Origin of the sequence: Indibacter alkaliphilus LW1 (assembly GCF_000295935.2) — a bacterium.
In the GTDB taxonomy this organism is placed as follows: domain Bacteria; phylum Bacteroidota; class Bacteroidia; order Cytophagales; family Cyclobacteriaceae; genus Indibacter; species Indibacter alkaliphilus.
Map to the genome: position 1 here is coordinate 21,752 of NZ_ALWO02000050.1, position 25,174 is coordinate 46,925.

The 25,174-nt window shown below is 39.6% G+C and carries 21 protein-coding genes; 16 read left to right on the forward strand and 5 right to left on the reverse strand.

Features of this window, described 5'->3' with window-relative positions; all coding sequences use genetic code 11:
• Window positions 1–67 precede the first annotated feature (67 nt).
• Entirely contained in the window at window positions 68–610 is a 543-nt protein-coding gene (locus tag A33Q_RS18110; protein WP_009035517.1) for a fasciclin domain-containing protein, read from the forward strand.
• A gap of 211 nt (window positions 611–821) precedes the next feature.
• Here A33Q_RS18110 and A33Q_RS18115 read toward each other — a convergent pair whose 3' ends face one another.
• Together A33Q_RS18115 and A33Q_RS18120 are read right to left on the reverse strand one after the other, a co-directional pair.
• Window positions 822–2,312: a xylulokinase gene (locus A33Q_RS18115; RefSeq protein WP_009035518.1), complete on the reverse strand. Its 1,491-nt coding sequence runs from the start codon at window positions 2,310–2,312 to the stop codon at window positions 822–824.
• A 1-nt stretch (window position 2,313) separates the two neighbouring features.
• Window positions 2,314–3,957 (reverse strand): sodium/sugar symporter, encoded by a 1,644-nt coding sequence (locus A33Q_RS18120; protein WP_009035519.1) that lies wholly within the window; start codon window positions 3,955–3,957, stop codon window positions 2,314–2,316.
• 312 nt (window positions 3,958–4,269) lie between these two features.
• Here A33Q_RS18120 and A33Q_RS18125 point away from each other — a divergent pair, with 312 nt between their 5' ends.
• Together A33Q_RS18125 and A33Q_RS18130 are read left to right on the forward strand one after the other, a co-directional pair.
• Window positions 4,270–6,171 carry a fumarate reductase/succinate dehydrogenase flavoprotein subunit gene (locus A33Q_RS18125; protein WP_009035520.1) on the forward strand — a complete coding sequence of 634 codons (1,902 nt, stop codon included), beginning with the start codon at window positions 4,270–4,272 and terminating at the stop codon, window positions 6,169–6,171.
• A 1-nt stretch (window position 6,172) separates the two neighbouring features.
• Window positions 6,173–6,904, forward strand: coding sequence for a succinate dehydrogenase/fumarate reductase iron-sulfur subunit (locus tag A33Q_RS18130; RefSeq protein WP_009035521.1), 732 nt, complete (start codon window positions 6,173–6,175; stop codon window positions 6,902–6,904).
• 25 nt (window positions 6,905–6,929) lie between these two features.
• Here the strand turns inward: A33Q_RS18130 and A33Q_RS18135 are convergent, their stop codons facing one another.
• The 3 genes from A33Q_RS18135 to A33Q_RS18145 all read right to left on the reverse strand — a co-directional run bounded on the left by A33Q_RS18135 (window position 6,930) and on the right by A33Q_RS18145 (window position 12,517).
• Complete coding sequence (locus A33Q_RS18135) at window positions 6,930–9,782, reverse strand: alpha/beta hydrolase family protein (RefSeq protein ID WP_009035522.1); 2,853 nt, start codon at window positions 9,780–9,782, stop codon at window positions 6,930–6,932.
• 160 nt (window positions 9,783–9,942) lie between these two features.
• Window positions 9,943–11,862: a M14 family metallopeptidase gene (locus A33Q_RS18140; RefSeq protein ID WP_009035523.1), complete on the reverse strand. Its 1,920-nt coding sequence runs from the start codon at window positions 11,860–11,862 to the stop codon at window positions 9,943–9,945.
• Between the two features lie 205 nt (window positions 11,863–12,067).
• Complete coding sequence (locus tag A33Q_RS18145; RefSeq protein ID WP_009035524.1) at window positions 12,068–12,517, reverse strand: hypothetical protein; 450 nt, start codon at window positions 12,515–12,517, stop codon at window positions 12,068–12,070.
• 381 nt (window positions 12,518–12,898) lie between these two features.
• On the opposite strand from A33Q_RS18145, the gene A33Q_RS18150 reads away from it, so the two are divergent.
• The 13 genes from A33Q_RS18150 (at window position 12,899) to A33Q_RS18210 (ending at window position 25,142) form a co-directional block, all read left to right on the forward strand.
• Complete coding sequence (locus A33Q_RS18150) at window positions 12,899–13,366, forward strand: Lrp/AsnC ligand binding domain-containing protein (protein ID WP_009035525.1); 468 nt, start codon at window positions 12,899–12,901, stop codon at window positions 13,364–13,366.
• A gap of 288 nt (window positions 13,367–13,654) precedes the next feature.
• Window positions 13,655–15,100: a Fe-S cluster assembly protein SufB gene (gene sufB / locus A33Q_RS18155; RefSeq protein WP_009035526.1), complete on the forward strand. Its 1,446-nt coding sequence runs from the start codon at window positions 13,655–13,657 to the stop codon at window positions 15,098–15,100.
• A gap of 41 nt (window positions 15,101–15,141) precedes the next feature.
• Window positions 15,142–15,903 carry a Fe-S cluster assembly ATPase SufC gene (gene sufC, locus A33Q_RS18160; RefSeq protein WP_009035527.1) on the forward strand — a complete coding sequence of 254 codons (762 nt, stop codon included), beginning with the start codon at window positions 15,142–15,144 and terminating at the stop codon, window positions 15,901–15,903.
• A gap of 30 nt (window positions 15,904–15,933) precedes the next feature.
• Entirely contained in the window at window positions 15,934–17,208 is a 1,275-nt protein-coding gene (gene sufD, locus A33Q_RS18165; protein ID WP_009035528.1) for a Fe-S cluster assembly protein SufD, read from the forward strand.
• A gap of 9 nt (window positions 17,209–17,217) precedes the next feature.
• Window positions 17,218–18,441 carry an aminotransferase class V-fold PLP-dependent enzyme gene (locus A33Q_RS18170; RefSeq protein ID WP_009035529.1) on the forward strand — a complete coding sequence of 408 codons (1,224 nt, stop codon included), beginning with the start codon at window positions 17,218–17,220 and terminating at the stop codon, window positions 18,439–18,441.
• Window positions 18,438–18,869 (forward strand): SufE family protein, encoded by a 432-nt coding sequence (locus A33Q_RS18175; protein ID WP_009035530.1) that lies wholly within the window; start codon window positions 18,438–18,440, stop codon window positions 18,867–18,869. Before A33Q_RS18170 ends, A33Q_RS18175 begins: the two co-directional genes overlap by 4 nt.
• Before the next feature lie 5 nt (window positions 18,870–18,874).
• A complete protein-coding gene (locus tag A33Q_RS18180) occupies window positions 18,875–19,216 on the forward strand; it encodes a DUF59 domain-containing protein (protein WP_009035531.1) in 342 nt (113 codons plus the stop codon).
• Between the two features lie 27 nt (window positions 19,217–19,243).
• A complete protein-coding gene (locus A33Q_RS18185) occupies window positions 19,244–19,663 on the forward strand; it encodes a BrxA/BrxB family bacilliredoxin (RefSeq protein ID WP_009035532.1) in 420 nt (139 codons plus the stop codon).
• Window positions 19,664–19,968: 305 nt separating this feature from the next.
• Window positions 19,969–21,258 carry a citrate synthase gene (locus A33Q_RS18190; protein ID WP_009035533.1) on the forward strand — a complete coding sequence of 430 codons (1,290 nt, stop codon included), beginning with the start codon at window positions 19,969–19,971 and terminating at the stop codon, window positions 21,256–21,258.
• Window positions 21,259–21,431: 173 nt separating this feature from the next.
• Window positions 21,432–21,692, forward strand: coding sequence for an acyl-CoA-binding protein (locus A33Q_RS18195; protein WP_009035534.1), 261 nt, complete (start codon window positions 21,432–21,434; stop codon window positions 21,690–21,692).
• A gap of 201 nt (window positions 21,693–21,893) precedes the next feature.
• The gene (locus tag A33Q_RS18200) at window positions 21,894–23,630 is read left to right on the forward strand and encodes a DEAD/DEAH box helicase (protein WP_009035535.1); all 1,737 of its coding nucleotides are present in this window, start codon (window positions 21,894–21,896) and stop codon (window positions 23,628–23,630) included.
• Between the two features lie 189 nt (window positions 23,631–23,819).
• Window positions 23,820–24,536: a 16S rRNA (uracil(1498)-N(3))-methyltransferase gene (locus tag A33Q_RS18205; protein ID WP_009035536.1), complete on the forward strand. Its 717-nt coding sequence runs from the start codon at window positions 23,820–23,822 to the stop codon at window positions 24,534–24,536.
• 120 nt (window positions 24,537–24,656) lie between these two features.
• Entirely contained in the window at window positions 24,657–25,142 is a 486-nt protein-coding gene (locus A33Q_RS18210) for a hypothetical protein (RefSeq protein ID WP_009035537.1), read from the forward strand.
• Window positions 25,143–25,174: the final 32 nt, after the last annotated feature.

Here is a 25,174-nt window from a genome sequence, read left to right on the forward strand (position 1 = left end):
GACAGTTTTAAAACTTATTGATTTACATGATGTTATTGAAATGTAAAACCATAAAACAAGACATCAAATGAAAAGATTAAGAATTTTATCATTAGCCTTTGCTTGCAGTGCAACAGTTTTAGCAATAAGTTGTAATCCCAAAACCTCTCAAACAGCAGAAGAAACTGAAGTTTTGGACAAAGTAGTAGTGGAAGAAGAAGCTCCAACAGTGGTTGAAATCGCAGTTGGTTCCCCTGACCATACAACACTGGTAGCTGCCGTAAGTGCAGCCGGTTTGGTAGAAACTTTAAATGGAGATGGTCCATTTACTGTTTTTGCACCGACCAATGAGGCATTTGGAGCTTTACCAGAGGGAACTGTTGAAAGCCTTTTAGAGCCAGAAAATAAGGATCAATTGACTTCAATTCTAACCTACCATGTGGTATCCGGAAATGTAAAGGCTGCAGATTTATCTGATGGTCAAGAAGTCACCACACTGCAAGGGGGGAAATTTAAAGTTACCATTCAGGATGGAAAGGTTTATATCAATGATGCAGTATTGACTGGGGCAGACATTGAAGGAGTCAATGGTGTAGTACACATTATCGATGGAGTATTGCTTCCAGGTTAATAGAACTCCAAAATTTAATAAATCCTGTAACTCGAAAGAATTACAGGATTTTATTTTTTTAGGTCAAGAAGGATTCATGTGCCACATTTAGCTTGATATTTCAAAATAACGTAAACACCCATTTCGCAGTAGCTTGGTCTCTGGCTTGTTGCCTTTGACAATTTCTTCAAAATATCAAATTGGAATGAACCGAATATCAATCAATCAATTTTTAAATCACTCTCCCTAAAGCTTGCTGCCAATTGCCATACACCTCTTTATATGCTTCAACTTTAGAGGTTTCTGGCTCAAAAGAGGATAATTTTTCCAGACCCGCAAATGCTTGTTCGGCACCTGAATAAATTCCAGCCCCTATTCCTGCTCCTCTGGCAGCTCCCTGAGCGCCATCGGTATCGTAAAGCTCCAGGACCACTTCATTCATATTAACAAAAGCTTCTCTGAACAAAGGACTCAAAAACATATTTGCCTTTCCTGCTTTTACAGTATTGAGGTTGAGGCCCATATCCTTCATGATATCAAAACCATATTTCAAAGAGGATACTATACCTTCTTGAACAGCCCTTAGAACATGCCTTCTATCATGTTGCAAAAGATTGAGACCCATCATATGAGCACCCACAGCTTGATTTTGCATAATGCGCTCTACTCCATTGCCAAATGGAATAAAAGATAATCCTTCAGCTCCAATCTGTGTTTCCTGAGCCAGGTCATTCATTTCCGGGTAAGACACGGATTCTCCACCCAACAACTTCTTTATCCAGGAATTGAGAATCCCGGTTCCGTTGATACAAAGCAAAACACCGTAATGAGGATTTTCTTGTCTATGGTTGACATGAACAAATGTATTGACTCTTGATTTTGGATCATAAACTGGCTTTGTACTGACCCCATACACAGTCCCTGATGTACCGGCAGTCGTTGCTAATTCACCTTCTTCCAAAACATTCAGCGAAAAAGCATTATTGGGCTGATCACCTGCTCTGTAAGTAATCGGAACACCTTCCTCTATACCCAAAATTTCAGCGGCTTTCTTCGTCACTTTACCCTGCTCAGAAAATGAAGGAACCACATCTGCAATCAGGCTTTTGTCAATACCGTAATTTCCTAGAAGTTTTTCGGACAGACCATTAACTTTAAAATCCCAGAAAATACCCTCAGATAGTCCTGTTTCAGAAGTCTTGATTTCTCCACTTAGCTTCATGGCAATGTAATCACCTGGAAGCATGATTTTATGGATTTTGGAATAAAGCCCAGGCTCATTCTCCTTCACCCACTTGAGTTTGGAAGCTGTAAAGTTACCAGGAGAATTAAGCAGGCTAGGAAGACAATATTCTTCACCCAATTCTTCAAATGCTTTATTGCCTATTCCTACGGCTCTGCTGTCACACCAAATGATGGCAGGGCGGATAACTTCGTGATTCTCATCTACGCAGACCAAGCCGTGCATCTGATAGGAGATCCCGATTGCTTTGAGTTCTCCCTTTTTGATTCCAGCTTTAGCTACAATTGACTTTGTTGTATCGATTATATACTCCCACCACATTTCGGGGTCTTGCTCAGCCCAATCTTTTTGTGGGGCATTGATCGGCATTTCTACTTTCGGAAGACCTTCTGAAGCCACTACTTTACCGGTATCTGCGTCCAAAAGCGTAGCCTTTACCGAAGAGCTACCAATATCATATCCAATTAAAAGTCTTCTCATTTTACCAGAATATTATATACAATGCTGCGGTGATACCTATAATTATAAATGCACCGATCTTGAATGTCGCACTTGTTTTAAACAATTCACTATTGACCTCAATACTATTGGGATGATCTTTTCCTTTACCTTCCACCAAGCTGATCAAGATCATCAAGGCAGCAATGACCAAAAGGACCACCCCCATTCTATCTAAGAATGGTAATTCCGGAGTAAGCCATTTCAACAATACTGAAAGTGGAATACTCACTGCGGCACCTGTTAGCGCTGCATTAGAGGTGGTTTTCTTCCAAAACACACCAAAGAAGAAAATAGCAAACACACCTGGACTAATAAACCCGGTATACTCCTGAATAAACTGGAACGCCTGATCTAACTGACCTAAAGCAGGAGCCACTATTGCTGCAATTACAAAAGCCACAACAGCAGTAATCCGTCCTACTGCTACTTGCTTGGTTTCAGAAGCATTTGGGCCAATGTATTTTTTGTAGATATCCATAGTAAAAATGGTAGAAGTACTGTTGGCCATAGAAGCCAAAGATGAAACAATTGCCGCTGTCAATGCAGCAAAAGCAAGCCCTTTTAATCCCACTGGAAGCAATTGCAACAGCGTAGGATATGCCCTGTCCGACTTGATAATACCTGAAACTGGATCCTGCATGGATTGAATAAACCCTGTATCTATTCCATTTTTGACGATCACCAATGCAGCTATACCGGGAATAACCACGATCAAAGGCATCAACAATTTGAGAAATCCTGCGAAAATCATCCCCTTTTGGGCCTCATCTAAACTTTTAGCTGCCAATGCCCTTTGTGTAATGTATTGATTGAATCCCCAATAACTGAGGTTGGTGATCCACATACCTCCTACCAATACTGAAATTCCAGGTAAATCCTGATAGGCATCGTAAGTCCCGCCTTTTCCATCGGGAATCATCATTTCTCCTCTTTCTAAAATCATAGAAAAGTGTCCAGGAACTTCTTGTCTCAGCAAGCCAAGCCCTTCCCATGCACTGCCTTCTCCTACCATCTGCAAGGCAATGTAGGTAGTTGCAAGACCTCCCAAAACCAAAAAGAATACCTGAACCACATCCGTCCAAGCAACAGCCTTTAATCCACCATAAATGGAATAAATCATGGCAAAGACTGCCAGTCCGGCAATTCCATAACCTAAAGGCACATTTAGGATGGTATTCAAACTCAATGCCCCCAAATACAATACTGAAGTAAGGTTGACGAATACATAAAGCAATAGCCAAAAAATGGCCATGGTAGTTCTCACTCTGGTATCATACCTATCCAAGAGAAAACCGGGCATGGTGTATATCCCTTTTTTGATATAAACCGGCAAAAAGAAAATCGCTACTACCAACAAAGTAATAGCTGCCATCCACTCATAAGTGGAAATAGCCAATCCAAGTGCAAACCCAGATCCTGACATTCCTATAAATTGTTCAGCAGAAATATTAGAAGCGATCAAACTGGCTCCTACTGCCCACCAAGGGAGTGCCTTGGAGGCCAAAAAATAATCTTGGGAATTTTTGACATGGCCTTTTTTCTCTCGGGAGACAAAAAGCCCCATGCCTACTATCAGGCAACAGTACCCGATAAATACAATGAGGTCTAAAGGTTCTAGTAACATAGATTTGGTTTATTGTATAAGGTTTGAGTTGATAGCCGGTTCACAATAGGTCCCATGAACCGACAATGAATAATCTCCAAATATAATGTTTTGCTTCAATTGGCTAGGAGATTTCTAATAATTATACATCTTAAATAGGGTGTTTTTAATGACTTCCGGAAGAGAATTATACTCAAGGGATTAGATTTTGATAATGAATCCTAAATATAAAGTGTTGAAAGTACATTTAAAAAGCTGCTTTTCAAAAACTCCATAATTAAAAAATTAATCCCAATCCTTTCGATAGCTCCTTTGCCTTGGTTATATTAAGGCATGATTGATTCCAAAATACCTCCGGGGCCGATACAAGAGAAATGGACCCAATATAAAGCAAGCTGTCGACTGATCAACCCAGCCAATCGAAGGAAATACCGGGTCATAGTGGTAGGAACTGGGCTTGCGGGTTCTTCATGCGCAGCAAGTTTATCTGAGCTTGGTTTTCAAGTTGAAGTATTCACCTTCCATGAATCTCCCCGCAGGGCTCATAGTGTGGCAGCACAAGGAGGCATCAATGCTGCCAAAGATTATAAAAATGATGGGGATAGTATCTGGAGAATGTTTTATGACACGGTCAAAGGAGGCGATTTCAGATCCAGGGAAGCCAATGTATACAGAATGGCAGAATGTTCACTTGCTTTGATAGACCAAGCTGTAGCACAGGGCGTTCCTTTTGCAAGAGAATACAGTGGCTACCTGAGCAATAGGTCGTTTGGAGGAGTACAGGTCAGCCGAACCTTTTATGCGAGAGGACAAACTGGCCAGCAGCTTTTGCAGGGAGCTTATCAGGCTTTGATGAGACAAAGTCAAATCGGTAATGTCAGGCTCCACACAAGACATGAAATGATGGACCTTTGGGTAGAAGAAGGAAAAGCGAAAGGTATAGTAGCTAGAAACCTAGACACAGGAGAAATCAAATTGCACGTTGCTGATGCTGTCGTTTTGGCAACCGGGGGCTACGGTAAAATTTATTATCTGTCCACCTTGGCAATGAACTGCAATGCTTCTGCAATTTGGCGAGCACATAAACAGGGGGCGTTTTTTGCTGCTCCAAGCTGGACCCAGTTTCACCCTACTTCTTTGCCACAAATGGGTGACTATCAATCTAAGCTCACCTTGATGTCAGAATCTCTTAGGAATGATGGTAGAATCTGGGTTCCTATCAAGTCCGGAGATAATAGACCTCCCCATGAAATCCCTGAAGAAGAAAGAGATTATTACCTGGAAAGAAAATATCCTTCTTATGGCAACCTGGCCCCCAGAGACATTTCATCCAGAGCTGCCAAAGAACAAATTGACAATGGTCATGGTGTAGGGCCTATGAATAATGCCGTCTATCTGGATTTTAAGGATGCTATCAATAGGGATGGAAAGACAGCCATCGAAAAAAGATATGGCAATCTCTTTTATATGTATAAAAAAATTACAGGAATGGATGCTTTCAAAGAACCCATGTTAATCTCTCCTTCTGCCCACTTTTCTATGGGCGGATTATGGGTTGATTATGAATTAATGAGTAACCTTGAAGGGCTCTTTGTGTTGGGAGAAGCGAATTTTGCAGATCATGGTGCAAATAGACTTGGAGCAAACTCCCTCCTACAGGCTTGTGTAGATGGCTACTTTATTTCACCTCATACTATCATGAACTACTTGGCCGGTGAAAAACCCATAGAAGACCCCAAACCTGAATTAAGCCATGAAATAATAGATACCAACCAGAAAAGGCTTGATAATCTACTTGCTATCCAAGGCAATAAAACAGCTGAAGAGTTTCACAAAGAACTGGGAAAAATTCTGTACAACAAATGTGGATTAATCAGAGAAAAACAGACGCTTCTCAAAGCCAAAACAGAGTTAAAAAATCTTCGGGACTCCTTTTACAAGGAACTGCTTGTCCCGAAAGGAAGTAGTCTGAATTTTGAACTGGAAAAAGCTGCCCGAATGGAGGATTATCTTGAATTGGCTCAATTAATTGTAGAAGATGCCCTGCAACGGGAAGAGTCATGTGGCGCTCATTTCAGAGCCGAACACCAAACTCCGGATGGTGAAGCAAAAAGAAATGACAATGAATTCCAATTTGTATCAGTTTGGGAAATACTTGAAAATGGAAACCATAATTTGCATAAAGAGCATTTGGATTTTGAATCTATTAAAGTGAGTGAACGAAGTTATAAATAATATGAAGCTAACATTACATATCTGGAGACAGGAAAACCAAAAGTCTAAAGGCAGGTTTGAAACCTATGAACTCAGTGGCCTAGATCCACAAATGTCCGTTCCGGAGATGTTGGATTTTTTGAATGAAAAGCTGATAAAAGACGGAAAAGACCCCATAGCTTTCGAGTCTGACTGTAGGGAGGGGATTTGTGGGCAATGTGGATTTGTAATCAATGGACACATACAGAGTCCTGAAAAACATGCAACCACTTGCCAGACACACCTGAGAAGCTTTAATGATGGTGATGAGCTCTTTTTGGAACCTTTTAGGGCAGCTGCTTTTCCCATCAAAAAAGACCTCTGTATTGACAGAACGGCATTAGATAGAATCATTGCCAAAGGTGGCTATATCGGTGTAAATACGGGCCAGGCACCTGAAGCAAACAGTATTTTAATTGGACATTATACGGCTGAGTCAGCTTTTGATGCCGCTGCCTGTATAGGCTGTGGAGCTTGCGTAGCTGTCTGCAAAAATGCCAGTGCTGCTCTATTTACCGGGGCGAAGATCAGTCATCTCGCCATGCTTCCTCAAGGGAAAATGGAAGCCAAAAACAGGGTAAAGTCTATGGTTGCTCAGATGGACCAAGAAGGCTTTGGCTCTTGTACCTTCACAGGAGCCTGCCAAGAAGTTTGTCCACAGAGCATCTCCGTAGCCAACATCGTAACCATGAACAGGGAGTTCTGGAAAAGCTAAAGCAATATTGCTGAAAAGATGTTTTTCAATAATCTATTCCATCTTCCTCCTCAGAAAGCTCGTACTTTAAAGTCCTTCCCTTTTCTACTGCAGGCAATCCTTCCGTCATCCAAAGTGGTGCAGGAGCCCCTTTAAGATAATGATCAAAAAACTGTGACAATCGGACCGAAAGATCTTTCCTGTTTTTCCTAAGTCTTAAGTTATGGTCTTCATCATTATATTGAAGTAACCAAGCTGGCTTATTCAATCGCTTTAAGGCCATAAACATTTCTATTCCCTGGTACCATGGCACTGCACCATCTGCGTCATTGTGCATGATAAGCACAGGAGTTTCTACCCTATCCATATAAAAAAGCGGAGAGTTCTGCATGTAATACATTGGCTTTTCCCACAAGGTACCGCCTATTCTTGACTGTGTCTGCTCGTATTGAAACATCCTGCTCATCCCAGTTCCCCAACGAATTCCTCCATAGGCTGATGTCATATTCACTACTGGAGCACCAGCTCCTGCTGCTTTGAACATATTGGTTCGCGTAATCAAATGTGCCACTTGGTATCCCCCCCAGCTCTGACCCTGAATCGCTATATTTTTCCTATCCACAAATCCACGGTCTATTATATTATGTACTCCAGGGATGATGCAGTTGTAGGCACTTGGTCCTGGAAGCCCCAATTCATATTTGATATCAGGTACAAAAACCAGATAATCATTACTTACAAAAAAAGGAATGTTGATGATTGAGGCACTTGGTACTGGTGCCCTGTAATTGTGAAGTCCATCCGAATTTCTCTCATAAAAATAGACCATCATAGGATACTTTTTCCTGGTATCGAAGTTTTCAGGCTTAAACAATAGTCCTTGCATGGGTTCCCCGTCATTTGCCCTGTAATTAATCAACTCTACACTCCCCCACTTTACCTGTGTTTGTTGTGGGTTGAGTGAAGATATTCTTTTTAACTCCTTCATGGACAAATCACTGCTATAGATATCAGGATTATCTTTGTAAGTAGATCTTCTGACTATGATCCTTTCATTCTCTTTCGCTTTAGCAAAACCAAAATACCTATGATCTGTGAATAAAAGCTCTTCTGGAGGTTTTGGTTCAGTATAATTGGCAAGGAAAAAACCATCTCTCTTATCAAATTCCTGGAATGCAGTAAGTAATAGTGGCTTTGACGGATCAATGGTCTCCTCTTCTGCATCCAGTTTTTGCCTTCTGAAAGTAATATTTCTCTTTCTTCCTTCTCCTGCAGTGAGATTAACAGGTGCGGCTGTACCAGATGGGTCAACTTTCCATACGTCGTATTTGTCATAAACCAAAAATCCGGAATCTCCTTTTAGCCAACCTGCAGCTCCATAAGAAGACGGCATCGAAGGGGAATCGTGTAATTCATCATAAAAATTAACACCTATTTTCTTTGTCATATTTTTGAAAGACCTAGAGGCAAGGTCAAAAGCAATCCAGGAACTGTCTTTCATAGAATACCAATACACAAACTTTCCTTCTGGGGAAAGTTGTGGGTTTCCAGACAGGTTTTCCATCATGAGGTATCGATGTCCGTTTTCGAGGTTGACTATATAAACATCCTTTCCGATTTGAATATCCCAACTGTAACTTCTTCTGTAAGGGCTGTCGTCCACGCCTATGCCTATTTTGTGTTTGGCATTTTTGTCCACATTCACGGATGGGATACGCTCATCTCCAAGAGGAATGATTTTTCTATTACTGATCTCATAGGCGGTCAGAAAATTTCTTTGCTCTTCTCTGGATTTGTTGCGCAATTGCATCGGCTGAATTTCAGCATCTTGCCAGCCCCAGATGTCAAGACTTACTCTTTCCTCAGTCAGGATTGTCGTGTCTTCTTCATAAGCGAAGGTTTTGTAATCGGGAGCTGTTCCAAAAAACAGTCTGTTTTCATCTTTTGAGAAAAAAAGCCTGCCATGTTTGGAAATCATCCCTTCCAAGTCCTGAGATTCCTTATGCAGTATTTTCTGGTTGGACTCATTGGCTATTTCATAGAGATAAAGATCGTAATATGGTTTTTTGGCATTAGTGGAATCTTCAGTGGTAAGGTATGCCAAATACTTATTACTCGAGGAAAATGCAGGAGAAAGGTACTCTGTTTTTCTGACATCTATGATTTTGGAAATCCCTGTAGCCAGATTGAGCAAAAAGATTCCGGTATTTTTCAAAGTATCCTCTTCCGCCTTGATATAAAAGAAAAAATCTCCGTTATCCGAAAAACCATATTCTTTAACTCTGTGGAATTCAAACTTCTTTTGCCCGTCAAGGGATCTCACCAGAAGTTTCGTGCCCTCAGAATTTCTTGGACGATCCTTCGTATCAGATTCGTTTTTCAAAGAATCAGCCTTATCATCATCCTTGGCTTTTACAGGTTTATCTTTTTCAAAGTGAATCGCAATCCAGTTCCCTTTCTTTTTGGGGTGGCTGTAGGATTTGACGCGCGCAAATTTCTCTACATTCTCAGATTCAAGATTGACGATGAAAAGACTATCCTTCGGCATTTGATCTGATTTTGCCTTCTTCAATTTCAAATACCTGACTGAATCTCTTTCAGGAACAATTTTTCCAAAAGCAAATTTGCTGTCATGGGAAAAATTCCAATTGCCTCCCCGGGGGATGATAATTTTATTGATAGGGTTGCTATGAGAAACCACTTCCAGTCTCCCGTCACCGTCCTGAGGATTGATTTCATAACCCAACCAATCACCATTTTTTGTAATTTTTTCCGCACTGATAGACTCCCAACCATCATAATCATCATGTGTAAGGGATCGCTTCTGCTGTCCATATGCTACAAGGGTGAATAGTAAAAAATGGAAAACCAACAAATACTTATAAATCAACAACTTCATATTTCTTAACAATAATTTTCCGAAAGTTAACCAAACTTCAGTCTTCGGTCAGGTAAATTTACTTTAATGGAACTTAGATTGTTTTAAAAAGAAAAAACCGCAGGTCTGGTGCGCATTCACCAAAATCTGCGGTTCTTTTAATTTTAAATTAATAATATGATCAATTACCTAAAGTGATTTCCCTTTCTACATACCCCCCCCTGGTAGACAACAGCTTGACTTTTGCTTTCACTGGTTCATTATGATTTACTTTCACTTTGAATACAGATTCTTTGGATTCTCCTGCCTCTGTATAACCAGCATAGATCGTTTTATCATACAATTCAGGACTTGTAATCTGGACTTTGGCATTTTCAAACCCTTTGGTCAGCTCTTTGTCAAATTCCAAGATCAACCTGTCTTCCTGAACAATCTTCACACGTTTGGCCTGATCAAGCGCTACAGGCAACTTTCCTGAATTTTCCCAAGTCACCTTGATTTCATACTCATCACCGGTTTTGCTCACTTTTATATCATTGATTTCTATTTGTGGCAGATCCATGGCCATAGCCAAATTGAAGAGTGATTGTTTTCTAATCCATCCTTCCAGCTGCCATGGAGGGCCATTCTGTGAGAAAAATTTAGGATGAAACCCGCCTATTTCAACTTCTCCCAGTTGTGGGTGATCAAATTTTTCCCAGGACTTGAATCCCCTGGACCCGTTTTCTTCATCATCCCACATCAAAGCGTCATAATCATCCAATATTCCATCTCCATCATAATCTTTCATCGCCCCATTGTTCCAAAGCTCATCACCATACCACACAGCTCCGTAATAGAAATAACCAAAATCAGGTCCATGTCCAAAAAGTGGATTAGGTTTCAAAGGATCCCCAGTCAACCTATTGACTTTCCATCTGGTGCTGTAAGTTTCGTAGACGTCTCCTGCCCAAGGATAACCTGTAATGCTCATCCCCAAGCTGTCATAGTACTCATATATTTGTCTATCCTTTTCAAACATTGACTCTTCTGAAGAAGAGGTGGACGGTGGCCTTAGGTGCATTGGTACTCTTGTATCCAATGAATTTACAACAGAAATATTGGGATGAGAAAGCAGCCAGAGTACAGTCGACCTTGTCTCGATTTCACTTAGTGGATATTCCCCGGCACCGAATTGGGTATAACCTCTACCTGTCATATCCCCTCTTCTATCCGGTCTCCAATTTTCAGGATAATTTCTATGAAGATCCAGACCGCCTATCCCGTCTTCATTGTATTTACCATCCCCATCGTTGTCAATTCCCTCAGTATACATCAGGTATTCTCCTTGCCCTTCAAACACCCTTTTCATCAATCTCCCAGAGGGGTCTCTTGGATCCAGAATATAGTTGGCTTCTGCTTTTTCTTCTTCAGTAACAGCCTTTTTACGCATCATGTGAATGATTCCATCTCCATTCAGATCCTCTTCGGGATCTTCATCGTACAGACCGTCTCCATCTACATCATATGGACGGACAGTACTTCTGTTTCTCTGTTCGGAAAATAAATACATATTACTTCCGTCAGGATTGTTCTGCGGTCTGACATAAATAGTTTTGGTATCGATCAATCTGGTGATTTCAGGATCTTTCCCATAATTCTCCAAAAGGTGTTGGGTCAACCAAAACACTGCCTCACTTGCTGTCACTTCACCACCATGTCTTCCTCCTTCGAAATATGCGGCAGGCTTGTCTGTATGCTTGCCTGTTTTTTTGTTGGTAATCGTCATCTGCAGGATAGGTCTCCCCTCGTAGGATTTATCTACCTCGTACAGTTCCGTGATTTCCGGGAATTTTTCAGCCCACAACCTGTACCAATGATACATCACATCAGGCGTATGATAAATATCAAAAGTCAGTTTTTCTCCCGGCTCATATTCCACTTCAGGGAATTTGTGCTTCTTAAAAAACGACTGTCCATGTCTTTCTCCTGAAACAGTATAAAATTTTGAATTTTCGTCCTGTTCAGGCCATTTTTTCTCATTGAGCACTTTCTCTTGAGCAGTGGCCATTCCCGTGCTGAGTAGGAATGCCCCAAGAATGGGAAGTATTCGTAATTTCATAAGCATTTAAATTTTAAGATTCTTAAATCCCACATCCACCTCCTAAATACTGATTACGGATAATGCCGGATTTAATTTTTATAAAGATTGGTTTGTAATAAAAGTAAAGCAGTATTTACCATCTTCCTAACCGCTCAAAAAAAAGTCCCCGACATTTCAATGCCGGGGGCCTTTTCAATTAAAACACTCTTGACGTATATTAATGCTATTTGATAGTTAACCTAAAATCAGTTGCCTCAGGATTTTCATAACCCGAAACTAACACTGCTCGAGGGATTTGGCGCAGAACATAGGCTAGTCTTTCCCTTAGACCTTTGTCCGCTTCTTCATTCAGAATTTCAAACCCAACTAGCTTACCTTTTGCATTCAGATTTAAAACTACATGAAGTTCATCAATTGCCGCACTCTTTTTTGTTCTGAAAATAAATGAAGAATAACTATCAATGATGTCTATTGTATGAGCAGGGAATTCCCATGCAGACCCGAAATTATCTTCTGAAATCAAAACCGGGTGCAAAGTTGAATTCCTTTCATCTTCCTTCTCTTTAAGATCTGAATAAGGTCCAGAAGCAGTAAAAGCAACCGTCTCGCCTTTTAGATTTAAGCCGAAGTTGAAAAATAATATCAATAAAAAGAAAACTTTAATGCCTTTCATCTCGATGCCACATTTATTTTATTCAAATGTACATTTAAAAATCTTTTATACCCAATATTTTGCATTTTAAATTTAAAAATAGGAAATAAAAAAGTCTTGCCAAAAGCAAGACCCTTTTCAGAATATAAACCCAAATATAACTTTAGAGATTAAAAGTTTCCAGATAAAACCGCTTGATCCTTAATCACATGACATCATAGACGAATAAATCTATATATGCTAAGAGAAATTTCAAAATATTCTATAAGTACTCAAGCGAGAATTCAAAATAAATAGATTCATGTCAATTTTACAAATTGAAAAATAAATTTTGGTATTTTTTAAGTATTTTATAATTTGACCGCAATATCATTAACATAGATTCAAAACAACCCCTTTAAAATGGACAAAATTTTAGATATTGACAATGTCGACTTGAAAATCATTTCTCTTTTAAATGATGACGCCAAGACCCCATACACCGAAATTGCCAAAAAAGTCTTTGTCTCATCGGGTACAGTCCATGTGCGGATGAGAAAACTTGAAGATATGGGCATAGTTAAAAGCGCTACATTGAACATTGATTTTTCAAAACTTGGATATGATATATCCGCATTCCTAGGAATATACCTGGAGAAAAGCTCACTTTATGACAATGTGATCGAAAAACTCAAACAAATCACAGAGGTGATCAATGCTTATTACACAACCGGAAATTACAGCATCTTTGCCAAAATAATCTGTAAAGACACCAATCACCTCCGGACCGTTCTTGACAAAATTCAAAAAGTGGAAGGTATAGATAGAACGGAAACCCTGATTGTTCTGGAAGAAAGCATCAACAGACCAATTCAGTTTTTTGACAAATAACATGATTTATATCATTTGATCTTTTCGGGAATATGTGTAAATAAAGCAATTTAGATTAAATCTAAATAAATTATTTTTCTTACTATTCCATGAATTAATATCACTTTAATAAGTAGGCTGGGATTTTTATTCTCAGCCTTTATTTTTTCTATCATTTTAAATATCAATTACTTATTGAAAATATCAATGGGTATTTTCAATATTTTAAGCTAGCATCGAACAATTATTTTTTCCATAATGTTGTATCTTCGCATCACAAACTATAATTAGTCTAAATAACTCAAGCTCATGAGCAAAGACAATCAGATTTTAGAAGAATTTACCTCAAAAGAGTACGAACACGGTTGGTCGGTCAACTATGAAGCCGATGAAGCTCCAATTGGACTCAATGAAGATATCATCAGATGGATTTCTGCCAAAAAAGAAGAACCACAATGGCTTCTGGATTGGAGGCTGAAAGCTTTCAGATCATGGCTCGAAATGACCGAGCCGGAGTGGGCCAATGTCCGCTATCCGAAAGTTGATTTTCAAGCTTTGAGGTATTATTCTGCCCCAAAACAAAAAAACAAACCGAAAAATCTAAATGAAATAGATCCGGAATTGCTCCAGATTTATGAAAGACTGGGCATATCCCTAAATGAGCAAAAGAGATTGCAGGGAATCGCGGTAGATGCAGTTTTAGACTCAGTTTCTGTCGGAACTACTTTTAAAGAAACGCTTTCAAAGTTGGGAATTGTGTTCTGTTCATTTAGCGAAGCTGTAAAGGAACATCCCGAACTTGTCAAAAAATACCTGGGATCGGTAGTCCCTATGACAGATAATTATTATGCAGCTCTGAATTCCGCTGTTTTTTCAGATGGTTCCTTTTGTTATATTCCTTCTGGAGTAAGATGTCCAATGGAACTATCTACATACTTCCGAATCAACGCTGCCAACACCGGTCAGTTCGAAAGAACTTTGATCGTGGCTGAGGATGACTCTTATGTATCCTATCTCGAAGGGTGTACAGCACCACAGAGAGATGAAAACCAGCTCCATGCCGCAGTAGTTGAGATCTATGCCGGGAAAAATGCGGAAGTGAAATATTCTACCGTTCAGAACTGGTTCCCAGGTGACAAAGAAGGTAAAGGAGGTATTTACAATTTCGTAACCAAAAGAGGCATCTGCGCTGGTGACTATTCAAAGATTTCTTGGACACAGGTAGAAACAGGATCTGCTGTTACTTGGAAATATCCTTCTTGTATTCTTAAAGGTGATCATTCAATAGGTGAATTCTACTCAGTAGCCGTGACCAACAATTACCAGCAGGCTGATACGGGTACGAAAATGATCCACATCGGAAAAAACACCAAATCCAGAATTGTATCCAAAGGAATTTCGGCTGGAAAATCCCAAAACTCCTACAGAGGTCAGGTACAAGTGATGAAAAGAGCTGCCAATGCCAGAAATTTCTCGCAATGTGATTCTCTATTGATGGGCGATAAATGTGGTGCGCATACTTTCCCATACATAGATATTCAGAATTCTACTGCCATGGTAGAACACGAGGCCACTACCTCCAAAATCGGAGAGGACCAACTATTCTACTGTAACCAAAGAGGCATCAGCACTGAAGATGCTGTGGCTTTGATTGTAAATGGCTATGCCAAAGAGGTGCTCAACCAGCTCCCTATGGAATTTGCAGTGGAAGCCCAAAAACTCCTTGCGCTTACCTTGGAAGGATCTGTGGGATAATATATTGGAATGAACTTAAGACTATCAAAAGAATACATAAAATGCTATCTATAAAAAACTTACACGCATCTATTGAAGGTACACCTATACTGAGAGGTATAGATCTGGAAGTAAAAGCCGGTGAAGTACATGCTATAATGGGTCCGAATGGGTCCGGAAAATCTACTCTTGCTTCTGTATTGGCAGGTAGAGAAGAATATGAAGTCACAGAAGGAGAAGTCAAATTCAAAGGTAAAGACTTATTGGATCTTGCTCCTGAAGACAGGGCCAGAGAGGGTGTGTTTTTGGCATTTCAATACCCAGTGGAAATCCCTGGCGTAAGTACAACTAACTTCCTCAGAACTGCTGTAAACCAGGTCAGAGAATACCGTGGTCAGGACCCATTGGATGCAGTGAAATTTCTTTCTGTAATGAAAGAAAAAATGAAGCTGGTGGAAATGGATCAGAAACTTTTGAGCAGATCGCTCAATGAAGGTTTCTCAGGAGGTGAGAAAAAAAGAAATGAAATCTTCCAAATGGCCATGCTTGAGCCTACACTTGCTGTTTTGGATGAAACTGATTCAGGACTTGATATTGACGCACTCAGAATTGTTTCCAATGGCGTCAATAAATTAAAATCCCCTGACACGGCTACCATAGTCGTTACTCATTACCAGAGATTACTGGATTATATAGTTCCTGACTACGTCCACGTGCTTTACAATGGAAGAATCGTAAAATCAGGAACGAAGGAGCTTGCGCTTGAATTGGAAGAAAAGGGTTATGACTGGATCAAAGAAGAAGCAAACGCAGCTTCTGTTTAATCTTTTCCCATCCTTTAAAACTGAATTACAATGGCAACAGCTATCAAAACAGATATACTAAATGCTTTCTTGGACAAAATCGACGAATCCAATTTTTCTTCTTTAAAAGAAAAAGCCCAACAAAGGCTTCGTGAAACTGGTCTGCCAGGAATCAAAGATGAAGAGTACAAATTCACCTCAATTCTTCGGAAAATAGAAAAATCCATCGAGAATTTTTCCTGTGCAGCTGCATCTGAACTTAGCGAAGAAGATGTTCAAGAATCACTTCCTCAAGGTTTTTCAGGAGATTATTTGGTTATCAACAATGGAAAGCCAGAGTTGAATTTATCAAAGATTTCCTCTCAACACTATAAAGTAACTTTACTTTCAGAAGCAGAAAATCAAACACTTGGAAGTATCGCTAAAATTGAAAAAGATCCTTTCACAGCGCTCAATTCTGCAAGTTTTGCTGATGGATTATCAATCAGCGTTGATAAAAATTCGAAAATAGAACAACCTATTTTCATTTTGTTATTCAACAAAGCAAATCAAGGAGAGGTTATCAATTCACGCTTGTTGATTGAAATCGGAGAAAACGCTGAAGTTTCTTTTTTGGAAAATACTATTTCTTTAGATGAAAGAGCCTATTTCGCCAATCAAGTGGTAGAAGTAAAAGCTTCACCGAATTCCCAAACCAAGTATGCTAAACTTCAGAATGAAAGCAGAAATGCAATAACTGTGAATAATTTTGAAACGGATATTCACAGAGATGCCGTTTTCACAAGCACAGTCATTTCATTGAACGGTGATATGGTGAGGAACAACCTTTCTCTTAACCTCTTGGATTCGGGATGTGAGGGAAATATGTATGGACTTTACCTGCTAAACGGTAAAACTCATGTGGACAACCACACTAACGTAGACCATACCAAGCCTCATGCTGAATCCAATGAACTGTATAAAGGAATCCTTACAGATAGTTCAAGGGGAGTTTTCAACGGAAAAATATTCGTTAGGCAGGATGCCCAAAAAACAAATGCATTCCAACAAAACAATAACATCCTTCTTTCAGAGGATGCTACAATTAATACCAAACCGCAACTGGAAATTTGGGCAGATGATGTAAAATGTTCTCATGGGTGTACCACAGGTCAACTTGATGAAGAAGCCTTATTTTACCTTCAGGCAAGAGGACTGGGTAGAGATCAGGCTAGAGGCTTTCTGCTTTATGCGTTTGCTGGAGAGATCATGGAGTACATCTCTGATGATTCATTCAGACAGCAAGTCATCGATCTGGTCCAAGAGCGCTTAGGAAGCCAAATTTAATACCAATTCATGCCAATAAATATTGAGGAAATCCGCAGCCAATTCCCTGTACTTCATCAAGAGGTAAACGGGAAACCCTTGGTTTATTTTGATAATGCAGCCACCACCCAAAAACCATTTTCGGTGATGCAGGCTATCAACGGATATTATGAGCTGGACAATTCCAATATCCACAGGGGAGCACATACGCTGGCAGACAGGGCTACCCGCTATTTTGAAAATACAAGGACAGCAGTCAAAAATTTCATCAATGCAAAAGAAGATGCAGAAATCATCTTCACTAAAGGCACTACAGAAAGCATTAATCTAGTAGCCGCTACCTTTGGTCGCATGGAAATTGGTAAAGGGGATGAAATCATCATTTCCACTATGGAGCATCACTCCAATATAGTCCCTTGGCAAATGCTGAGTAAAGAAAAAGGAGCTATTCTAAAAATAATCCCTATCAGCGAGGCAGGAGAAATTGATATTGAAAACTTCAAAAAGCTGCTCACTGAAAAAACCAAATTGGTCAGTATCGTTCATGTTTCCAATGCGCTGGGAACCATCAATCCAGTCGAGGAGATAATCAAACTAGCCCATGAGGTCGGTGCCAAAGTACTGTTGGATGGAGCACAGTCCACCAACCATCTTGAGGTGGATGTTCAAAAACTGGATTGTGACTTTCTTGCTTTTTCTGCGCACAAACTCTACGGTCCTACTGGCTTGGGAGTGCTTTATGGAAAAAGAGAAATTTTAGAAAACATGCCTCCTTACCAAGGTGGTGGGGAAATGATCAAAGAAGTGAGTTTCGAAAAAACCACTTACAATGATATCCCATTCAAATTTGAAGCAGGTACACCAAATATCGCTGATGTGATAGCCTTTGGCAAAGCCATTGAATTCATTGAAGAATTAGGAAAAAAGGCAATCAAGCAGCATGAGGATGAATTGTTGAATTATGCGACCAAAGCATTGAATGACATCAAGGGGTTTATTCCCGTAGGCACTTCCAAAGAAAAAGTAAGTGTAATTTCCTTCAACATCAATGGAATGCACCCTTTTGATGTAGGTATGATGTTAGATGCTAACGGAATCGCAGTTAGGACAGGACATCACTGCACCCAACCGCTAATGCAACGACTTGGCTTGGAAGGAACTGTTAGGGCGTCCTTTTCTGTTTACAATACCAAATCGGAAATTGATCAAATGGTAACTTCAGTTGCCAAAATCGCAAAAATCAAAAATAAATGAGCAGCATCCAGGATGTGCAAAATGAAATCATTGGGGAATTTGAAATTCTAGGTGATGACAAGGAGTCCACAATCTTTTATATCATGGAATTAGGAAGCAATCTTCCGGAATTTCCTGATACAGAAAGAAAAGATGAAAACATCATCAAGGGCTGCCAATCCAAGGTTTGGTTGACAGCTGGCATGAAAGAAGATAAAATCCAGTTTTTGGCTGATTCAAACACCGATATTACAAAAGGCTTAATAAGCCTCTTGATTCGAGTGTTATCAGGAAGAACACCTCAAGAAATTATCAATGCTGAGCTCAGCTTTATTGATAAAATTGGGATGGGTAATATTATCGGATCTCAGCGTTCCAATGGTCTGGCTGCCATGATCAAACAGATGAAATTATATGCTTTGGCTTATCAAGCCAAACAAAATGCCTGATAACTATGTCTGAAACTACCGAAAACGTACAAGAAATACCACAGCAGGAATTGAAAGAAAAGGTCATCAATGCTATCAAGCAAGTGTATGACCCGGAAATTCCCGTAGATGTTTATGAATTGGGACTGATTTATGAAATCAGCATTTACCCTGTCAATAATGTCTATGTTCTGATGACTTTGACATCTCCCAACTGTCCTGCAGCGGAGTTTATTCCGACAGAAGTAAAAGATAAAATTCAACAGATTCAGGGAATCAATCATGTTGAGTTAGAGCTCACTTTTGATCCGCCATATTCCCAGGATATGATGTCCGAAGCAGCAAAATTGGAATTAGGATTCTTATAAAAATTAACAAAATAAATTAAACGAGATATGTATCCAGAAGAATTGATAGCACCCATGCGTGCAGAATTAACAGATGCAGGTTTTCAGGAATTCAGAACCTCTGAAGATGTTGAAAACCACCTGAAAGACCATAAAGGTACCACCTTAATTGTAATTAACTCAGTATGTGGTTGCGCTGCAGGGGCAGCCAGACCTGGCGTAAGATACGCCTTAGATAAGAGCGATAGCAGACCGGATGTGCTGGCTACAGTATTTGCCGGAAATGATAAAGATGCTGTACAGAAAGTGAGAGAGCATCACTTACCTTACCCACCTTCTTCGCCGGCAATGGCACTTTTCAAGGATGGTGAATTGGTACATTTTATTGAAAGACACCATATAGAAGGGAGAAACGCTCAAATGATAGGAGAACATCTAGTTGAAGTTTTCGACCATTTCTGTAAATAAAAAATGCCCTTCGGGGCTTTTTTTTTGCTAAAAAAATATAGTAGTTTCGTGAAAGTGCCACAGAAGATTATTTTGGAAATCTATTTTTCAAGCGATCGGTCACAATGCTATAAATTGGGTAAATGAATTAAAAAAGTAATAAGTTAATGGTTGACAGGTGTAACCTTTGCCCTTTCATTTATACCCTAATTTGATCAATTGAAATAATAAAAGATTTAAAAAACACTCGTTTTTGCTAACTTAAGCACTTTAAATGCAGTTACTAATTTGTAAACAATAAACTGAAAAATAAATAATATATACTTATGGCTGAAATCGCTAAGTTATCATACGGAGGGAAAGATTTTGAGCTTCCGATTGTTGAAGGTACTGAAAATGAAAAGGCAATAGACATTGCCAAACTAAGAGGCCAATCCGGTTTAATCACCATCGACCCCGGCTTCAAAAATACAGGCTCCACTACAAGTTCAATTACTTTTTTGGATGGAGAGCAGGGTATCTTAAGATACAGAGGATACCGAATAGAAGATCTTGCAGAAAAATCATCCTTCCTAGAAGTTGCTTACCTGCTTATTTACGGTCATCTTCCTACACAGTCAGAATATCAAAAATTCACCAGAGAAATCACTACCCATACATTGGTCCATGAAGACATCAAAAAGATCCTTGACGGCTTCCCTTCCAATTCTCACCCCATGGGAGTATTGTCTTCTTTGATTTGTTCTTTGACGGCTTTCTATCCTGAATCTTTGGATCCTACTAGAAATGAAGATGCGGTCAACCTTAGCATTATCAGACTTTTAGCCAAAATGCCAACTTTTGCCGCTTGGGCATACAAAAATGAAGTAGGCCATCCGGTCAACTATCCTGACAACAGTCTGGATTATTGCTCCAACTTCTTGAAAATGATGTTTGCTTTGCCAGCTGAAGGTTATGATGTAGACCCTGTCGTTGCAAAGGCTTTGGATCAATTGCTGATCCTTCATGCTGACCACGAGCAAAACTGTTCTACATCTACTGTAAGAATTGTAGGTTCATCACAGGCTAGTATCTACGCCTCGATTTCAGCAGGTATCAATGCACTTTGGGGACCACTACATGGCGGTGCCAATCAAGCAGTGATAGAGATGCTTGAAGCCATCAAAGCAGATGGTGGAGATACCAAAAAGTTTTTAAACAAGGCTAAAGATAAAGAAGATCCTTTCAGATTGATGGGCTTTGGACATAGGGTTTATAAGAACTTTGACCCAAGAGCAAAGATCATCAAGAAAGCTGCTGATGATGTTTTGGCCAAACTAGGTGTTGATGATCCGGTATTGGATATTGCCAAAGAATTGGAGCACGCAGCATTGAATGACCAATATTTCGTTGACAGAAAACTTTATCCTAACGTGGACTTCTACTCTGGTATCATATACAGAGCTTTGGGAATACCAACAGATATGTTTACTGTTCTATTTGCCATGGGTAGGCTTCCAGGATGGATCGCGCAGTGGAAAGAAATGAGAGAAAATGGTGAGCCTATAGGTAGACCACGTCAGATTTACACAGGTGAAACCGAAAGGGATTATGTATCAATGAACAAAAGAGGATAATCACTTCTCAATATTGAATTAGAAAAAGCCTCTGAGAAATTCGGAGGCTTTTTTCTTATACCATTAGCAAATAGCAGAGCCGTTTAGGTCCTAAAGACAAAACATAAGATTCTATTTTTCCAATTCATAAAATTCTTATATTTGGAAACTCAAATTTAAAAACGAGTTTACTTATGAAAGCAAATACCCTTGAAGAGGCAGTTGCCCTGACTAAAAAATTTACAAGCAAACCAAGTAATGAGGAATTGCTAAAAGTCTATAGTCTATACAAACAAGCCAGCGAAGGTGATAATGAAGAAGAAAGACCTACAGGTTTTGATTTTGTAGCTGCGGCCAAATACAATGCATGGCTTGCTTTGAAAGGAAAGTCCAAAGAAGAGGCATCATCTGATTATGTTGAGTTGGTCAACAAACTTTCTGAAAAATATATTTAACAAAATATATTTTGTCTTAAGGGGCTATTTATGTTGGAATATTCTAAATACTTTTACTTAAAAGTTGGAATTCAGAATTTTTCATCATACTTTTGTACCCGAATTAATTAAGAACATTTTTCACACCGTGGGTTTCCTTACTGTCGCTTGATCTGGGATACTTCTAGGAAATCATGGTTTGAAGAAGTAAGGAAACATTTCATGGAAAAAGAATTAACATTCTCAGACCTTGGGATTTCAGCAGAAATCTTAAGGGCAGTGGAAGAAATGGGCTATACCCAGCCTTCTACTATTCAATCACAATCTATCCCATTCATGTTGGAAGGCAAAGATGTCATCGGGCAGGCTCAGACCGGCACCGGAAAGACAGCTGCTTTTGGCATACCAATTATCGACAATGTAGATCCGGCAATCAACAAGCCTCAGGCTTTGATCTTGTGCCCTACTAGAGAATTGGCTGTACAGGTAGAAGGTGAAATTGTAAAATTATCAAAATTTAAAAGAGGCATATCTTCTACCTGTATTTACGGTGGAGAAGCTATTGATCGTCAGATCAGGAGCTTGAAAAAAGGTGTGCAAATCGTAGTGGGAACTCCTGGAAGGATCATGGATCACATTGATAGGGGTACACTCAAGCTGGACCTGGTTCGTATCATCGTATTGGATGAGGCAGATGAAATGCTTGACATGGGTTTCAGAGAGGATATCGAAAGCATCCTTGGCGATTGTCCAGAAGAGAGACAGACAGTTTTCTTCTCTGCAACTATGCCAAAGCCAATTTTGGAACTTACTAAAAAATACCAAGATAACCCTGAAATAGTAAGGGTCCTTAGAAAGGAACTGACAGTAGAAAACATCACCCAAAATTTCTTTGAAGTAAAGCCTTCATTGAAAATGGAATTGATGAGCAGGTTGATGCATCTCAACCAATATGCATTAAGTGTAGTTTTCTGTAATACCAAAAGAGTTACTGACGAGGTAACGGAAGAATTGGTAGCGAGAGGCATCATGGCCGAAGCTCTGCACGGAGATCTTTCTCAGGCACAGCGTACCAAAGTAATGAACAAATTCAGAAAAGGACATGTATCTGTACTTGTTGCTACAGATGTAGCTGCTAGAGGTATTGATGTGGACAATGTAGAAGCCGTATTCAATTTTGATCTTCCTTTGGATGAGGAGAATTATGTTCACAGAATTGGTAGAACAGGTAGAGCTGGGAAGTCAGGAACAGCCATCAACTTTGTCACTGGAAGAAAGGACATGTTCAGAATTAGAGATATTGAAAAATTTATCAAAACAACAATCTCTAAAATGGCTCCGCCATCAGTTTCTGACCTGATCGAACTGAAAAAGCAACAGCTGGTAAAAGATGTTTACAGACACTTAGGTAAGGAGGAAGACAACAGATTCTATGAAGAAACCATTGGTCAGATGCTGGCTGAAGGCTTAACAATGGAACAAGTTGTATTAGGTCTAACCAAAATACAAATGTCTGACGCCGTTCATGAAATGGAAGAGCAGAATTTTGATCTTGATCTAAGCAGAGACAGAGACAGAGGAAGCAGAAGAAGAGAAGGCGGTAGAGATGGAGATAGAAGGGGCGGAAGAGATAGAGACCGTGGAAGTAGATTCGAAAGAGGAGATAGATCAGAAAGAGGAGAAAGAAGAAGGTCTACAAGAGAAAAAGGAGTTAGAGAGCCAGGAATGGCAAGACTTTTTCTTAATCTAGGTAAAAAAGACAGAATCCGTCCAAATGATATCGTTGGAGCTATTGCCGGTGAAACAGGTCTTGAGGGACGCAACATTGGAGGAATCGACATTTTTGACAATTTCTCCTTCGTGGATGTTCCTCAGAAAGATGCTGATCATGTGATCAAAGTCATGAAAAATAACACGATCAAAGGAAAATCAGTCAATATGGAGATTTCCAAAGGCTAATAATTCATATTAAGGTTAATAGTTTATAAAGGTTAAATGGTTGTAAAAGCGTAGTTCCTCAGGGATTACGCTTTTTTCTTTTTAACAGCCCTAAAGAATCAGCCAAGATCAGCTTTATTTTTCAACAATGACTTTAATCATTTTTAGTAACTTTGATAAGCACTATTTTTAGAAAAACTAAAAAACCATATGCAACTCTTCTTTCACGAAAATATCCAGCAATCTAATTTTCAATTAGATCCAGAAGAATCAAGACACCTGATCAAAGTATTGCGGAAACAGCAGGGTGACAAAGTGAATTTCACAGATGGTAAAGGCTGTCTATTTGAATGTACCATCATAGATTCGAATCCAAAAAAAACAACCATTCAGATTGATAAAAGACTCTACACACCTGATGACGACTTTTACATCCATTTAGCGATCAGTCCAACCAAAAATTCTGAAAGGATGGAGTGGATGGTAGAAAAACTGACAGAAATCGGTGTTCATGAAATTTCCTTCATGGAATCCGAATTCAGTGAAAGAAGTAAACTCAAATATGACCGTCTGGAAAAAAAGATCAAAGCGGCTTGCAAACAAAGTCTCAAAACCCGTGTTCCAAAATTAAATCCTGTTATCCCGATGGAAGATTTGGTAAGAGATGACAAATTCAACGAGTACCAGAGATTCATCGCTTACGTGGACAAAGAAAACGACAGACATCTTTTCCAAAAACTTGAAAAAGACAGAGCTTACTTGATTTTGATTGGACCTGAAGGTGATTTTTCAAAGCAAGAACTTCAATTGGCATTTGATCATCTTTTCTTACCTTGTTCCTTGGGCAAAAGCAGGTTGCGCTCTGAAACAGCAGCCTTGGCGGCTGTTCACACCATACAGATGAAAAACAACCTGTTGGACATTTAAGACCGGGAAATTCCTGTTTTGCCCGATATGGTTTCTGTAAATCAGCTGCTATGGTCAGCAGAATTAGTCAAAAAAAATGCTTACAGAAAAAAATTATTACTGACTCTAAAACTTTAAAACATGAAAAAGATCCCATTTTTGATTTTAAGCTTTTTTTTATTCATAGCCTGTCAATCGGAGGAAAAATCCTCGGCGGTAGGACCAGATGGATGGCTGGAAGGGAACACCGAAGAAAAGCTTGATGAAGTTGCCCACCAATTGGGTGGATTCAGCAGAACCATGGTGGAAGTTTCCTACAGGTATTCCGAACTCTATTGGGCAGGAATGGACGAAAACTGGGGCTATGCAGACCATCAGGTAGAGCATATCATCGAAGCCATGGAGGACGGGCTGAAAAGAAGACCTGTAAGAGCTGAATCCTCAAAGTCTTTTATGGAGGAAACTTTACCCATGATGGAGGAAGTCATTCAAAAAGAAAATAAGGAAGAATTTATAAAAGGTTTTCAGATGCTCACCTCAGCTTGTAATGCCTGCCATGCCAAAGAGGGTGAATCTTTCATTATGATACAGACTCCCGAAAATAGAACCTCCCCGGTAAGATTCTGAAATAAAAAGTCTTGAATGCTTCATTTGAAAAA